Origin of the sequence: Aliagarivorans marinus DSM 23064, assembly GCF_000429485.1 — a bacterium.
Lineage (GTDB): Bacteria > Pseudomonadota > Gammaproteobacteria > Enterobacterales > Celerinatantimonadaceae > Aliagarivorans > Aliagarivorans marinus.
Window position 1 is genome coordinate 60744 of sequence record NZ_AUBY01000018.1, and the last position, 13749, is coordinate 74492.

At 53.7% G+C, this 13749-nt stretch carries 19 protein-coding genes; 7 read left to right on the top strand and 12 right to left on the bottom strand.

Features of this window, described 5'->3' with window-relative positions:
- Window positions 1-202: 202 nt before the first annotated feature.
- The 11 genes from G461_RS0108505 to G461_RS0108555 are packed head-to-tail and all read right to left on the bottom strand — an operon-like array spanning window position 203 to window position 7925.
- Window positions 203-472, bottom strand: a complete 270-nt coding sequence (locus tag G461_RS0108505) for an HPr family phosphocarrier protein (RefSeq protein WP_026957970.1) — start codon at window positions 470-472, stop codon at window positions 203-205.
- Window positions 469-1314 carry an RNase adapter RapZ gene (gene rapZ / locus G461_RS0108510; RefSeq protein ID WP_026971517.1) on the bottom strand — a complete coding sequence of 282 codons (846 nt, stop codon included), beginning with the start codon at window positions 1312-1314 and terminating at the stop codon, window positions 469-471. Before rapZ ends, G461_RS0108505 begins: the two co-directional genes overlap by 4 nt.
- 16 nt (window positions 1315-1330) lie before the next feature.
- Window positions 1331-1774 (bottom strand): PTS IIA-like nitrogen regulatory protein PtsN, encoded by a 444-nt coding sequence (gene ptsN / locus G461_RS0108515; protein WP_026957968.1) that lies wholly within the window; start codon window positions 1772-1774, stop codon window positions 1331-1333.
- A 2-nt stretch (window positions 1775-1776) separates the two neighbouring features.
- On the bottom strand, window positions 1777-2064 hold the full coding sequence (gene hpf / locus G461_RS0108520; protein ID WP_026957967.1) for a ribosome hibernation promoting factor: 288 nt from the start codon (window positions 2062-2064) through the stop codon (window positions 1777-1779).
- Between the two features lie 24 nt (window positions 2065-2088).
- A complete protein-coding gene (locus tag G461_RS0108525; RefSeq protein WP_026971518.1) occupies window positions 2089-3585 on the bottom strand; it encodes an RNA polymerase factor sigma-54 in 1497 nt (498 codons plus the stop codon).
- Between the two features lie 55 nt (window positions 3586-3640).
- Window positions 3641-4366, bottom strand: a complete 726-nt coding sequence (lptB, locus tag G461_RS0108530; RefSeq protein ID WP_026971519.1) for an LPS export ABC transporter ATP-binding protein — start codon at window positions 4364-4366, stop codon at window positions 3641-3643.
- Window positions 4366-4893 (bottom strand): lipopolysaccharide transport periplasmic protein LptA, encoded by a 528-nt coding sequence (gene lptA, locus G461_RS0108535; RefSeq protein WP_026971520.1) that lies wholly within the window; start codon window positions 4891-4893, stop codon window positions 4366-4368. The genes lptB and lptA overlap by 1 nt, the downstream gene beginning before the upstream one ends.
- A complete protein-coding gene (gene lptC, locus G461_RS0108540) occupies window positions 4877-5428 on the bottom strand; it encodes an LPS export ABC transporter periplasmic protein LptC (protein ID WP_026971521.1) in 552 nt (183 codons plus the stop codon). The genes lptA and lptC overlap by 17 nt, the downstream gene beginning before the upstream one ends.
- The gene (gene kdsC, locus G461_RS0108545) at window positions 5425-5973 is read right to left on the bottom strand and encodes a 3-deoxy-manno-octulosonate-8-phosphatase KdsC (RefSeq protein ID WP_026971522.1); all 549 of its coding nucleotides are present in this window, start codon (window positions 5971-5973) and stop codon (window positions 5425-5427) included. The genes lptC and kdsC overlap by 4 nt, the downstream gene beginning before the upstream one ends.
- Entirely contained in the window at window positions 5973-6944 is a 972-nt protein-coding gene (locus tag G461_RS0108550) for a KpsF/GutQ family sugar-phosphate isomerase (RefSeq protein ID WP_026957962.1), read from the bottom strand. Before G461_RS0108550 ends, kdsC begins: the two co-directional genes overlap by 1 nt.
- Before the next feature lie 6 nt (window positions 6945-6950).
- Window positions 6951-7925 (bottom strand): calcium/sodium antiporter, encoded by a 975-nt coding sequence (locus G461_RS0108555; RefSeq protein WP_026957961.1) that lies wholly within the window; start codon window positions 7923-7925, stop codon window positions 6951-6953.
- Window positions 7926-8055: 130 nt separating this feature from the next.
- On the opposite strand from G461_RS0108555, the gene G461_RS0108560 reads away from it, so the two are divergent.
- Genes G461_RS0108560 through murA form a run of 7 tightly spaced genes read left to right on the top strand, consistent with a single transcriptional unit; the run spans window position 8056 to window position 12580 of the window.
- Entirely contained in the window at window positions 8056-8844 is a 789-nt protein-coding gene (locus G461_RS0108560; protein WP_026971523.1) for an ATP-binding cassette domain-containing protein, read from the top strand.
- Entirely contained in the window at window positions 8844-9617 is a 774-nt protein-coding gene (mlaE, locus tag G461_RS0108565; RefSeq protein WP_425393810.1) for a lipid asymmetry maintenance ABC transporter permease subunit MlaE, read from the top strand. Before G461_RS0108560 ends, mlaE begins: the two co-directional genes overlap by 1 nt.
- 9 nt (window positions 9618-9626) lie before the next feature.
- Window positions 9627-10094 (top strand): outer membrane lipid asymmetry maintenance protein MlaD, encoded by a 468-nt coding sequence (mlaD, locus tag G461_RS0108570; RefSeq protein ID WP_026971525.1) that lies wholly within the window; start codon window positions 9627-9629, stop codon window positions 10092-10094.
- Between the two features lies 1 nt (window position 10095).
- The gene (locus G461_RS0108575; RefSeq protein WP_026971526.1) at window positions 10096-10746 is read left to right on the top strand and encodes an MlaC/ttg2D family ABC transporter substrate-binding protein; all 651 of its coding nucleotides are present in this window, start codon (window positions 10096-10098) and stop codon (window positions 10744-10746) included.
- Window positions 10747-11022: an STAS domain-containing protein gene (locus G461_RS23765; RefSeq protein ID WP_035476762.1), complete on the top strand. Its 276-nt coding sequence runs from the start codon at window positions 10747-10749 to the stop codon at window positions 11020-11022.
- Window positions 11023-11054: 32 nt separating this feature from the next.
- Window positions 11055-11309: a BolA family protein gene (locus tag G461_RS0108585; RefSeq protein ID WP_026957956.1), complete on the top strand. Its 255-nt coding sequence runs from the start codon at window positions 11055-11057 to the stop codon at window positions 11307-11309.
- Window positions 11310-11320: 11 nt separating this feature from the next.
- Entirely contained in the window at window positions 11321-12580 is a 1260-nt protein-coding gene (murA, locus tag G461_RS0108590; protein WP_026971527.1) for a UDP-N-acetylglucosamine 1-carboxyvinyltransferase, read from the top strand.
- Window positions 12581-12587: 7 nt separating this feature from the next.
- Here the strand turns inward: murA and degS are convergent, their stop codons facing one another.
- Complete coding sequence (gene degS / locus G461_RS0108595; RefSeq protein ID WP_035476760.1) at window positions 12588-13655, bottom strand: outer membrane-stress sensor serine endopeptidase DegS; 1068 nt, start codon at window positions 13653-13655, stop codon at window positions 12588-12590.
- Between the last annotated feature and the right edge of the window lie 94 nt (window positions 13656-13749).

Below are 13749 nucleotides of genomic sequence, written 5' to 3' on the forward strand. Positions count from 1 at the left end.
TGATGACAGCGTCAACGCTTTTGTAATTAGCCCACTAATCACGGCAAGCGCTTCATCGTCCTCAATGATTTTCTCTGCGCAATCTCTGATCATTTACTTATCCGGATTGGTATAAAGGATAAGCGAGGATTTGCGATTTAGGGAGCTATCTGGCGGATATTATTGGAGAAAGGGAGAGTGGAGATGGACGAGAGAGCGCGGGTTAATCTTCTTCAAACTTATCTTCGATAAGCTGCTGCACCGCATCCATCGCTTGCTCAGCATCTTTGCCTTCAGCGACTACGGTGAGGGTGCTGCCTTGGGCACTGGCGAGCACCAGCAAGCCCATCACGCTGTCGGCACTGGCACGTTTCTCGCCATCGATGATGGTGAGCTCGGCGTCATAGCGGGCATTTAGCTCAACCAGCTTTATGGCCGGGCGGGCGTGGATGCCGAGTTTGTTCCTGACGGTGAGTTGGCGACTGAGCTTCACTTGCCCTCCAAACTGCGATGACGGCGCTGCACCTTGCGTTGCTCCTTAAAGCGAGCACCGAGCTGCTCGGCCACATACACACTGCGGTGCTGGCCGCCGGTACAGCCGATGGCGACGGTGAGGTAGGCGCGGTTATTGGCCTCTAAGTGGGGCAGCCAGGTTTCGATAAAACGGTGGATATGGTCGATAAACTCTTCCACCACCGGTTGCTGCTGCAGGTAGTCGCGCACCGGTTTGTCTAGTCCGGTTAACGGCTTGAGTTCTTTCACCCAATGCGGATTAGGCAAGAAGCGGGCATCGAACATATAGTCGGCATCGTTGGGCACGCCGTTCTTAAAGCCAAAACTCTCGAACACGATAATCAGCTGTTGGCGTTCTTCGCCGGTGACTCGGGCGCGGAGCAGGTTGCTCAGGTCGTGGATCGATAAGCTGGAGGTGTCGATGCGCAAATCAGCATTGCGCGAGATCGGGGCTAGCAGCTCGGTTTCTGCTTCAATCGCTTCTGAAAGTGAGTAATCACTTAGGCTGAGGGGGTGTAACCGGCGGGTTTCGCTGTAACGCCGTACCAATACATCGTCCTGAGCATCCAAGAAGATACTGGTGAGCTTAGCCCCTTTGCCCGCTTGCGAGAGCAACAGGCCAATGGGGGCTGGGTCGTCTGGCAGGTTACGCACATCGACGCTGATCCCGACCTTTTTGTAGTTCTTACAGAGGGTTTTGATCAGATCGCCCCACAGCTCTACCGGTACGTTATCTACGCAGTAGTATCCGAGGTCTTCCAGTACTCTTAGCGCCACCGATTTCCCAGAACCGGAGCGGCCGCTAACAATGATAAGCTCCATGCTTAGACGCCTTTGACTATGCCACCATGATATCGTAGAGCTCGCTGTCGCTGTCTGCCGAGCGAAGCTGCTTACAGATCGATTTGTCGTTTAGTTTCTCAGCAATTTGTGACAGGGTGTTGAGATGTTGCTGGCATTGGTCCTCGGGGACCAATAGCGCAAAAATTAGGTCGACCGGTTGGTTATCGATGGCATCGAAGGCGATGGGGGGATCGCAGTGAAGAAAGACGGCGGTGGCTTGATGCTGTTTATCGATACGGCCATGGGGTATGGCAATGCCTTGGCCTATTCCGGTGGTGCCCATGCGTTCACGTGACAGCAAGCTTTCAAAGATTTCCTTCGACGGCATTTCCAATTGCTTGGCTGCCAACTCACTAATGATTTCCAGGGCGCGTTTCTTTGATGAACATTGGACTGCACCTTGAGTGCAGTCCAAGCTTAAGACTTTATCCAGTTGCATAACTAGTGTCTGGTTAACTTCTCTTTGTGCTTAATGACTTGCCTATCCAACTTGTCAATTAAGGAGTCGATAGCTGCGTACATGTCTTGATGCTCTGAGGTAGCAAATACCTCACCACCATTTAGGTGTATGGTGGCTTCAGCGATTTGGCTCAGTTTCTCAACATTTAAAATCACATGCACATTGTTGATTTGATCGAACCGCCTTTCCAACTTAGCAAACTTACTATGGACGTAGTCACGTAGATGTTCGGTAACTTCGATGTGGTGTCCGGTGAGATTAATTTGCATAGTATCGTCCCCTTGCTTAGGCCCCTAGATGAGGCTCTTCCGTTGGTTGGAAGGTGGGATGCCGAGCGATTCACGGTATTTTGCGATAGTTCGGCGTGCCACCTTGATCCCTTGTTCGGCTAGGATGTCGGCGATTTTACTGTCGCTCAATGGCTTGGCGGTGTTTTCGGCCGCTACCAGTTTCTTAATCAGTGCCCGAATTGCGGTAGACGAACACTCGCCGCCGCCTTCGGTAGCCACGTGGCTGGAGAAGAAGTATTTCAACTCAAAGATGCCGCGTGGGGTATGCATATATTTCTGGGTGGTCACCCGGGAGATGGTCGATTCATGCATCTCCACCGCCTCTGCCACATCGTTCAGTACCATCGGCTTCATCGCTTCTTCGCCATACTCGAAGAAGGCTTGCTGGTGGTGGACAATGCAGTTGGCCACTTTCAGCAGGGTCTCGTTGCGGCTCTCAATGCTCTTGATAAACCACTTGGCTTCCTGCAGATGGCTGCGGATAAACTGGCTGTCACCGGCGTTGGTGGCCGTTTTGCTCATCGCCGCGTAATGGCTGTTCACTTTCAGGCGCGGCACCGCATCGGGGTTGAGTTCCACCACCCAACGGCCCTGCTTTTTCACCACCGATACGTCGGGAATGATGTACTGCGCTTGATTAGGCTCAATGGCGTTGCCGGGGCGAGGTTCCAAGCTGTGGATCAGGCGCATGATTTCGCGCAGCTGATCTTCTTTGAGCTTGGTCTTGCGCGCCAGTAGGCGGAAGTCGCGGTTAGCCAGCACATCCATATGGTTGCTGATCACGTCTTTGGCTTCAGCCAGCCATGGCGTGCACGGCTCGAACTGATTCAATTGGATCAGCAAGCACTCTTGCAAAGAGCGCGAGGCCACGCCGAGAGGGTCGAAATGCTGGATACGCTTGAGTACTGCTTCAACTTCTTCCAGCTCAATCTGGTTGTCGTCTTCGAGGCCTCGGTTTAGGCCTTCCAGCAGCTGCTCACAGCTTTGGGTCAGGTAACCGGAATCGTCGATGCCGTCGATAATCGCCAGCGCAATCGCTTGGTCGACATCGGAAAAAGGCGTTAGGCGCATCTGCCACAGCATGTGGTCTTGCAAAGAGTCGACGGTTTCGCCTTGGTAGAGGGTGTCGTTGTCATCGCTGACCGGGCTGGCTGCAGGGGCTGAACTGGCGGAGTAGATCTCATCCCAGGTGGAGTCCACTGGGAGATCATCGGAAACTGTATCTTGGTTGATCGCTTCACTGGCTTCAATCTGACTGTTGTCGAGATTGTCTTCGCTTTGACTGGCCTCCTTGCCATTCGCGCCGTTAAGTTCGTTGCCGCTGTCGCCGTCCAGCTCGTTATTCGCTTCTTCTGCTTCAAGTAGGGGATTACTTTCCAGCGCCTCTTGGATTTCCTGTTGAAGATCCAGAGTCGAAAGTTGAAGCAAGCGAATCGCTTGTTGTAGCTGGGGCGTCATGGTCAGTTGCTGACCTAATCGCAACTGCAAAGAGGCTTTTATTAAGGTGAAACTTTCCTTCTGTTCTTTAAGTAGTTATTACACTACCCAAACTTAATTATAGTCTGAATTGCTCGCCGAGATAGACGCGCTTCACGTGCTCGTCTTGCAGAATGTCCTCGGGCTTGCCAGAGGCGATAAGCTCACCTTGGCTCACAATGTAAGCGTGTTCACAGACATCCAGTGTTTCGCGCACATTGTGGTCAGTAATCAGAACGCCGAGCCCGCGATCCCGCAGGTGCTCGATAATCTTTTTTATATCGATTACTGAAATAGGATCTACGCCGGCAAAGGGTTCGTCAAGCAAAATAAACTTGGGAGCCGCGGCCAAGGCGCGCGCGATCTCAACTCGGCGGCGCTCACCACCAGACAGGCTCATGCCCAGATTTTTGCGGATATGACCGATGTGAAACTCTTCCAACAGGTCATCCATTGCTTGCTCGCGCTGGTCGCTGTCGAGTTCTTTGCGGGTCTGTAGAATCGCCATGATGTTTTGTTCGACGGTCAGGCGGCGGAAGATTGAAGCTTCCTGAGGCAGATAACCGATACCGCGGCGGGCACGGGTGTGCATCGCGGTGTTGGAGATATCTTCATCGTCGATTTTGATCTGGCCGTGATCGCGTGGGACCAAGCCGACCACCATGTAAAAGGTGGTGGTCTTGCCGGCGCCGTTAGGGCCTAGTAGGCCAACGATCTGGCCGGTTTTGACCTCGAGGCTGACGTCTTTAACAACCTTGCGACCTTTGTAGGATTTACCCAGATTGTTGGCGCTAAGTTGGGGCATTACTCTTGATTACCTTGTTGCTGATACTGCTCCAACTCTTCCAGTTGCTGGGGCAGGAAGATGGTTGTGACGCGGGAGTTTTCTCCGCCCTGAGCCACCATTTCCTGAAGATCGATGCTATATCGAATCATTTCGCCGCGTACTAAGCTCTCTTCTTGTTTGAGCTCGGCTTCCTTAGTCAGGGTCAGGGTGCGGGTCGCTAGCTCATAGCGGATCTCATGCGCTTCGGCTTCGATGGGCTTGCCGTTTTCCATCATCTGATAGAAGGTCGCAGGCTGACCTTGGGCGATCATCACTTCGCTGCCAGCCTCTTCGCTGCCGATCACGCTTAGCTGGTCGGCATTCATCTTAATGGAGCCTTGGGTGACTTGGACATCATCATAAAAAGTCACCCGGTTTTCCTTAAGGCTAACTTCTTGACGTCCGGCGTCGACCACGATTTTTTGCTTAAAGTCGTCGTCTAGGGCGTAGCTTGCAGGGGCTGCTAGCAAGCCGAGGATTACGATGGAGCTAAGGTAACGTTTCATAAACCGCATTTATGTCATTAAGTAAGTGCACCGTCTCTTCAGCCAAGTCACCGTCCATGCCTGTACCAATTAGCTGATAGCTTGGACCTAGCACTGTAACTTGTTGATCACTATGCATGGTTTGCTGATTCAAATCGATGCTAACGAATTCTGTTAGTAGGTCCTTTACATATTCGTTTCTGCTTAAGTTGCGGATAACGACATTGTCATGAAAGGCCACATTTTGTTGTCGGAGTACTTTAGCTTGATCCGCTGTTATTTGCCATACAGGCTGCAGCTGATCGGGATAAACCAAGATAAGTGGCTGCTCAAAGCGGGTAATGTTCGAGTCGGTGTAAAAGTCCATGCTGTTGGCATAGATCCGATACTCCGGCAGCCCCTCTTCGCTGTAGCTGACGTTGTACAGCCGGCTGGCGGTAAAGTCTGGGCGGCCCAAGCCTCTGGCGGTGGGCGCTTCTGGCTCATCGCCATCGAGCCACTGCCAGAGCGCCAGAGAGGCGATTAGTAGCAGCCAATAAAAGGCATGCTTCCTCATACGCTCATACCCTGTGCTTGCTCCAGTTCGCCGCGGGCTTGCAGGATTAGGTCACACACTTCGCGCACCGCGCCATAGCCGCCCGGGGTAAAGGTGACGTAGTCTGCAGCTTGCTTGCAAAGTGGGTGGGCATCGCCAGTGGCAACACCGAGGCCGCAGGGCGTCATCACCGGAGTGTCGATGACGTCGTCACCGATATAGGCGCATTGCTCGGCACTTAGCGACAGGCGTTCAAGCAGCTCGGCGAAGGCGAGGGTTTTATCGCTCTGCCCTTGGTAGATATGCTGTACGCCCAAGGCGCCCATGCGCTGCTCAACAATCTTGGAGTTACGTCCGGTAATCACCGCTATCTCGATGCCGACGTTAATCAATGCCTTGATGCCAAAGCCGTCACGGGTATGGAAGGCCTTGAGCTCTTCGCCCTGATTACCCATGTAGATGCGTCCGTCGGAGAACACCCCGTCAACATCGCAGATCAGCAGCTTTATCGCTTGCGCGTGCTTGATGACTTGTTCGCTGGTTTCGCCATAAGGGGTTGCAATCATTAATAAACTCCCGCTTGCATCAGGGTGTGTACGTTAAAGGCACCAACCGGGGTGTTGTGCTCATCGACCACAAACAGCCCGCTGATGGCGAACTCTTTCATTTTTTTGAGTGCATCAAAGGCCAGCCAGTCGGCAGTCAATGTGCGCGGGTTGTGGGTCATTACCTCGCGGATCGAGACCTTGCGGATATCAAATACATTGTCCAGCGCGCGGCGCAGGTCGCCATCAGTAAACAGACCCACCAGTTTGCCCTCTGAGTTAACCACACCGACCATCCCCAGGCTTTTTGCAGTCATCTCGAACAGCGCCTGGCGCAGGCTTTGTTGGTCATCGACCAAGGGCAGCTGTTCGCCGGTGAGCATGATATCGCTCACCCCCAGTAGCAGCTTCTTACCTAGCGTGCCGCCGGGGTGGGATAAGGCAAAGTCATCAGCGGTAAAGCCGCGAGCCTCGAGCAGGGCCACTGCCAGCGCATCCCCCATCACCAGGGTGGCGGTGGAGCTGGCGGTTGGCGCCAGGCCGAGTGGACAGGCTTCGCGTTCGACGGCAATGCACAGGTGGATATTGGCAAACTTGGCCATGGATGACTGTGGCTTGGAGGTCATCGCGATGGACTTCACGCTGAGTTTTTGCAGGACTGGATAGAGTGCCAGGATCTCCGGCGACTCGCCTGAGTTGGAGATGCAAATCACCACGTCGTCGCTGGCAATCATGCCCAGATCGCCATGACTGGCCTCGCCTGGGTGGACAAAAAAGGCCGGTGTGCCGGTTGAGGCGAGGGTTGCCGCTATCTTCTTACCGATATGGCCGGATTTGCCCATGCCGGTGACGATGACTTTACCTTTGCACTCCAGCAAAAGCTCACAGGCTTGCTGGAACGAGGCGTCGATGTACTGTGTTAAGTTTTCAATCGCTTGCTGTTCAATGGACAACACTTGTTTGCCCGCGGCAATGTAGTCGAACGACAAAATAACCTCTTAACTAAAACTGGTGGTAAACAACAGGTACTGGTAACCCACAAAGCAGGCCATCAGCAGTGCGCCTTCCCATCGGTTGATGCGGCGCTGCTTGCCAAAACCCATTGCCATTAAGAATAACACTGCGGTCAGACCTGCCATCACATAATAGTCGCGACCTGCGGCAAAGGGGTCGATCTCGCTGGGCGCTAAAAAGCCGGGGATCGACAGCACGAACAACATATTAAACATGTTGGAGCCAATAATATTGCCCAACACCATGTCGTCTTCGTTCTTCAGTACCCCGGCAATGCTGGCGGCCAGCTCTGGCAGGCTAGTGCCAATTGCGATGATGGTTAGACCAATAAGTAGGTCACTCATTCCAAAGTAACGCGCAATATTTGACGCAGATTCCACTAATACATCTGAGCTGTAGGCCAACACGACGCCGCCAATGGCGATCCAGAGTAGCGCTTTGGCGGTGCTGACATCGTGAGGGATCTCCGCATCCACCTCTGATTCCATGGGATCGGGCTGCTGCTTGCTCTGCCTAAGTGTGGCAAAGACCAAATAGGCCATGGTGACGATAAATACCCCGAACAGCAGCATCGCCTCAGTGAGCCCTAAAAGCAGGTCATTGAGCAGATAGCCCACCAACGCGGTGGCAGCCAGCAGGATCGGCAGTTCACGCGAGATCAGGTTGGAAGAGACCGCTAGCGGCCGTAGCAGGGCCGCTGCACCTAGCACCAAAGCCATATTGGTGATGTTGGAGCCGATGGCATTACCCACCGCGGTATCCACTTGGCCTTCTAAGGCGGCGGTGGCTGAAATCATCACTTCGGGCGCCGAAGAGCCCATCGCTACGATGGTAAGTCCAATTACCAAAGGTGGAATGCCATAGTTATTGGCAATCGCCGCAGCACCGAATACGAATCGGTCTGCGCTCCACATCAAGGCGGCCAATCCCAGGCCAAAAAGTAGCAAATCAATTAACATGGCTGATTACTTGGGTGAAAAAGTGCTGGCATTTTCGGTATTTTCCGCTGAAAAGGGAAGCTTTGCCTTGAGCGATTTGACCAGAAAGAATAAATTATGGCTTTGGTTTTGCCCAAGGAACGGCGTTACGTTGATCGAAGTACAGCAGTTAAGCTTCCATCGAGGTGAGAAAGCGATCTTCTCAGACCTCAACCTATCTATCCCCAAAGGGAAAATCACCGCGATTATGGGACCCAGTGGCATCGGCAAGACCACCTTGCTCAAGCTCATTGGTGGCCAACTGCAGCCAAGTGCCGGTCAAATCCTGTTTGACGGGCAAGATGTTCACCAACTCTCACGCGCCAATCTCTACAAGCTTCGTAAACGCTTAGGCATGCTGTTTCAAAGCGGTGCGCTGTTTAGCGACCTGAATGTGTTTGAAAATGTCGCCTTCCCCCTGCGCGAGCACTGCCAGCTGCCAGAATCGGTGCTGCGCAACTTAGTGCTGATGAAGCTCCACGCGGTGGGGCTGCGTGGCGCGGCCGAACTGATGCCTAATGACCTCTCCGGCGGTATGGCCCGGCGGGTGGCGCTGGCCCGTGCTATTGCCCTTGAGCCCGAAGTGGTGCTCTATGATGAACCCTTTGTAGGCCAAGACCCCATCAGCATGGGGGTGTTGGTTAAACTGATCGCCACCTTGGGCAAGAGTTTAAATTTGACCTCGGTGATCGTTTCCCACGATGTCGACGAAGTGATGAGTATTGCCGACCACGTTTTCTTGATTGATCAGCACCGGGTGCTGGCGAGCGGCTCGGTGCAGCAGATCCGTGATAGTGAAGACCCAAGAGTGCAGCAGTTTTTGCAGGGCTTGGCCGATGGGCCGGTGGCCTTTCATTATCCGGCCGAGGATTACCTCAGCGCCTTGGGAGGTGAGCAGTGATTCAGGCAATCAGCCAGCTAGGTGCCAGCTGCTTGGCCAACGTCGCCGCCTTAGGGCGCGCCTCGATGATGTTGGCTCAAGCGTTGTGGTTTATTCCAACCCGTAAGCTGCTGCGCGATATCGTCCGCCAGCTCTATGTGGTTGGGGTGCTATCGCTGCCGATTATCTTGGTATCGGGCCTGTTTATCGGCATGGTAATCGCGTTTCAAGGCTATAGCATCTTGGTGGACTTTGGCGCTGAGACCAGCTTAGGGCCGATGGTGGCGCTATCGCTGCTACGTGAACTTGGCCCAGTGGTGACCGCGCTGTTATTTGCCGGCCGAGCTGGCTCGGCGTTGACCGCCGAAATCGGCTTAATGAAAACCACCGAACAGCTCTCTAGTATGGAGATGATGGCGGTGGACCCGCTACGCCGGGTGATTGCTCCGCGCTTTTGGGCCGGCGTTATCGCTATGCCGTTGCTGGCCTCGATGTTTAATCTGGTGGGGATCTGGGGCGGCTTTTTGGTCGGTGTCGAGTGGCTTGGCGTGGACGATGGCAGCTTCTGGTCGATTATGGGCGCGTCCATCGAGTTTGGTCAGGACATCGGCAATGGCTTAATCAAGAGTGTGGTGTTTGCCTTAGCGGTGACTTGGGTGGCGCTGTTTAATGGCTACGATGCTCGGCCAAGTGCCCGAGGAATTAGCCAGGCCACTACCCGTAGTGTGGTGTATGCATCATTATTAGTGTTGGGTCTGGACTTTATTCTGACCGCACTGATGTTTGGAAGTTAGGGAGAACCTGTGAAAGTAAACAAACTGGAATTGACCGTTGGCGGCTTTGTTTTGTTGGGGCTAGCGGCCTTGCTGGTGCTAAGCCTGAAGATCGCAGACAGTCAGTTCTCCGGCGATGGCCCGAGCTACACTTTGTATGCGCGCTTCGACAACATTGGCGGCCTCAAGCCGCGTTCGCCAGTCAAAGTTGGCGGCGTTGTAGTGGGCCGAGTCGAGAAGATTGAACTGGATAGCGACGATTTTGTACCGGTGGTGACGCTGAAGATGTTTGAGCGCTATGGCTACTTCCCTGAGACCAGCTCCGCCTCGATTCTGACTGCAGGGCTGCTCGGCGAGCAATACATTGGCCTGAATCCCGGTTTTATTATGGAGGACATCGAGTCGCTCGAGGCCGGTGCCACCATCGAAGACACCAAGTCAGCGTTAGTGCTTGAAGAGCTGATCGGTAAAGTGCTGTTTTCTCTGACGGAGAAGTAATATGGAATCCTTGAAACGTACCTTTCTAGTGCTCGGCGTGTTGTTGTGCACCTGGGCGCTGCCACTGCATGCGGAAGACCCGACACACGACCCTTATAAGCTGATGCAACATGTGGCTACCAATACCTTCTCCCGTCTGGCCGAGGTACAGGGCATTGTGGAAGATACTGCTCGCCAAGATGAGGTACGCAGTATCGTCCAGCAAGAGCTGATGCCGCATATCGACCACGTCTACGCCTCGTTTGTGGTGTTGGGTAAACATGTACGCAGCACCAGCAAAGAGCAGCGCGCAGCCTTTGTGGCGGAGTTCGAGCACTACTTGGTGAACACCTATGTGTATGCCTTGGCGCAGTATTCTGGTCAAGAGGTGAAGATTGAACCCGGCCGCGATTTTAGCGACAAAACCAAGCTGGGGGTTAAAGCCCAGTTTATTGAAAAAGGCCGTGAGCCGATCAACCTCGAGTTCAAATTCCGCCTGCACAAAAAATCTGGCAACTGGCTGGCCTACGATTTAGTGGCCGAAGGGGTGAGCATGCTCACCGCGAAGCAATCTGAGTTTGATTCCTTGCTGCGCCGTCAAAGCATCGAAGATGTGATTGAGTTGCTCAAACAGCGCAATGCTGAGGGCAGTCAAGAGCTTGAGGAAAGCTAAGTGCTTACTATTCAACAAGGAGATGGCCAGACGCTGCAACTAGCTGGCCAGCTCACCAGCAGCGAAATCACCGAATACTGGCCGCAGCTCAAGCAGCACCGCTGCCACAGTTTGCAGCTCGGGGAACTCGCGCGGATTGACTCTGCGGGAATTGCCGCTATTATCACCGCATTCGAGCCAAAGCCAGACGCGCCCCTAGTCTTGCAAGGTTGCTCTGAGCAAGCCCGCAGCTTGATCGAGCTTTACCAACTAGACGCGCTGTTTGTCTTTTCATAAACGCCTACCACGCATTCTGGAGTGCGATTGTAATGCAAGCCGATCAAGTTAAAGAAATTCTTAATCAACAGCTGGATCTCGAGCACCTGGCTGTCAGTGGTGAAGGTAATCATTTCGAAGTCGTCGCTGTTTCTGAGCAATTTGCCAGCATGACCCGAGTCAAAAAACAGCAAGTGATCTACGCGCCACTGAAGGATTACATTGCCAGCAATGAAATCCATGCGTTGACCATCAAAGCTCTTAGCCCTGAAGAGTGGAAAGCGCAGCAGAAGTTCGGCCAGTTGTAAGAGGTTCCCTAGTGGATAAGTTCAAGATTCAAGGCGGTTGTCGTCTCGATGGCGAGGTGGTGATCTCCGGCGCGAAAAATGCCGCACTGCCCATCCTATTTGCCACCCTGTTAAACGAAGAGCAAACGGTACTGCACAATGTGCCGCAGCTGCGCGATATTGGCACCACCTGTAAGATGCTGGAGTTTTTGGGCCGTGAAGTGGTTGTCGAGGGTGAAACCATCACCGTGAAAGCCGGTAAAGCAACCGAAACCAAAGCGCCTTATGAGCTGGTTAAAACCATGCGTGCGTCGATTTTGGCCTTGGGCCCATTAGTCGCTCGCTACGCGAAAGCCGACGTATCACTGCCTGGTGGCTGCGCCATCGGCGCTCGCCCAGTCAACCTGCACATCCACGGCTTAGAGCTGATGCAGTCTGACATCGTGGTAGAAGATGGCTACGTGAAAGCCCGCACCGACGGCCGCCTGAAAGGCGCCCATATCTTTATGGATATGGTGAGTGTAACTGGCACCGAAAACCTGATGATGGCGGCAGTACTGGCTGATGGCCAAACCGTTATCGAAAACGCGGCACGTGAGCCAGAAGTGGTCGACTTGGCCAACTTCCTGAATGCGCTGGGAGCCGACGTGCAAGGCGCGGGTAGCGATACCATCGTGATCAACGGTGTAGAGAATCTGCATGCCGGCGAGTACTCCGTACTGCCTGATCGCATCGAAACCGGTACTTACTTGGTAGCGGGTGCAGTAACCGGCGGTCGCGTACGTTGTACTCACACCGATCCTAAGCTATTGGAAGCGGTGCTGCATAAGCTGGAAGAAGCCGGTGCCAAGCTGACCATGGGTGAAGACTGGATTGAGCTAGACATGCAAGGTCGTGAGCTAAAAGCGGTAAACGTGAAGACTGCACCGCACCCGGCCTTCCCAACCGATATGCAGGCTCAGTTCACCGTGCTGAATATCGTAGCCTCGGGCACTGGCCATGTGACCGAGACCATCTTCGAGAACCGCTTTATGCACGTGCCTGAGCTGCAGCGTATGGGCGCAGACATCGAGCTGGAAGGTAACACTGCAATTTGTAAAGAAGCCAAGCCACTGAGCGGTGCTCAGGTGATGGCGACCGACTTACGTGCGTCTGCCAGTTTGGTGATTGCTGCGATGGTGGCCAAGGGCGAGACCGTGGTTGACCGCATCTACCACATCGACCGCGGCTATCAGCATATTGAAGCGAAGTTTGCGGGACTGGGCGCTAACATCGAGCGTTTTAACGACTAATCAGCCGTTAAAACACCAGCTCAGATACGGTAACGGGTAGCTCAAGTAGCTGCCCGTTTCTATATAGGCGTACCTGAATCTCGCTCCCCGGGCGTGTCTCAGCCACGATGTCCATCGCATCGCGTACCGATTCCACCTCGTTGCCATTGATGCTCAGCAAGATGTCATTGGCCATCATGCCCGCGATGGCTGCCGGACCGTTAGGGTCGACGCCAGTGACCAGTACACCCTTCACATTGGAGATGTTCAAGCGCGATGCCACCATTGGGGTGATCCGCTGGCCATCCAATCCTAAGTAGCCTCGTACCACTTTGCCGTCGCTAATCAGGCTGTTCATAATGCGCTTAGCCAGCTTGAAGGGGATTGCGAAGTTGATGCCGTAGGTATCGTTCTGCTCGGAGATATGGAAAGCCGAGGTGTTGATACCGAGGATCTCGCCGCGGGTGTTGATCAAGGCGCCGCCGGAGTTACCGCGGTTAATTGCAGCATCGGTTTGCAAGAAATCTTGGCGTCCGGTGGATGACATACCATTCCGACCGGTCGCACTGATGATGCCCTGGGTGATGGTCTGGCCGATGTTGTAGGGGTTGCCGATAGCTAGCACCACATCACCCACTTGCGGGTTCAGTTGGTCGTTTTGCGGGATAACCGGTAGGTCGGGGGAGGCGTCAATCTTAAGCACTGCCAAGTCGGTGATCCTATCGCCGCCTACTAGCTCAGCGTTGAAGATGCGGCCATCTTGCAGTGCAACGATGATTTGATCGGAGTTGGCGATAACGTGCAGGTTGGTCAGGATGTAACCCTGAGTCGACATTAATACCCCAGAGCCCAGTCCCTGATTCTCGATCTGCTGCTCTGCGGTCACATAGGATTGCAGGAAGCTACGGGTGTAGATGTTCACCACCGCTGGAGCCGCCTTGCGTGCTGCCGACGAGTAGCTGGCGAGTGGGACCTCGGTGTAGTCATCGATCAGCTGTTTGCCGCTTTCTCGAAACTCAGGAAAGGCAAACAAGATCCCGATAGCAATCGCTAAACCAAACAGGGCAGGTTTGAGTAAATACTTGATAACCGACAAAAAATAATCTCCCTACTAGCTTTGGTAGGATAGCACGCTGGTACGGTAAGCCAACTGTTGGTGGGTGAAACAAAAGAAAAAGGCAGCCAATGCT